This window comes from Sphingobium sp. 22B (genome assembly GCF_001580035.1).
Lineage (GTDB): Bacteria > Pseudomonadota > Alphaproteobacteria > Sphingomonadales > Sphingomonadaceae > Sphingobium > Sphingobium fuliginis.
Genome location: NZ_LTAB01000096.1, coordinates 1 through 380 on the forward strand (window position 1 = coordinate 1; position 380 = coordinate 380).

The window sequence follows — 380 nt, forward strand, 5'->3', positions numbered from 1 at the left end:
ACAAGATGCCGTCGATTACTTCAACAATACTGCACCTTGGAACGGCATTCCAAACTATGGCACGAAGGCCGGCGCTGGCCGCTGTGGTTTCACTTGGTCCCAGGGTTCTGGTGGGCTGGTGACTGGCATTTTCAAGACTTGCGTGTACGATGGGATTACGAATCCAGCGAATGGAACGAATCCGGATCTTGACCATACTACCAAACATGAAATGGGACATGCGTTTGACGTTGCGATGAATGGGGTTCAAGGCTTTTCGCCCTCCGGCACGACTGGCTTTGCTACGAGCGTCACTCCTCCGAACTATATTCCGGAGGAGTGACGCTCGTAGCAAAGCCAGTCGTGCCGGAGGGCGAAAAGCCTTGAACCCCATTCATCGC

Annotated in this window: 1 protein-coding gene; it reads left to right on the top strand. The window is 53.7% G+C overall.

The annotated features are described in order from the left end of the window. A partial coding sequence (locus A0J57_RS26465) for a hypothetical protein (RefSeq protein ID WP_161942164.1) occupies positions 1-322 on the top strand: 322 nt, incomplete at its 5' end. Positions 323-380 lie beyond the last annotated feature (58 nt).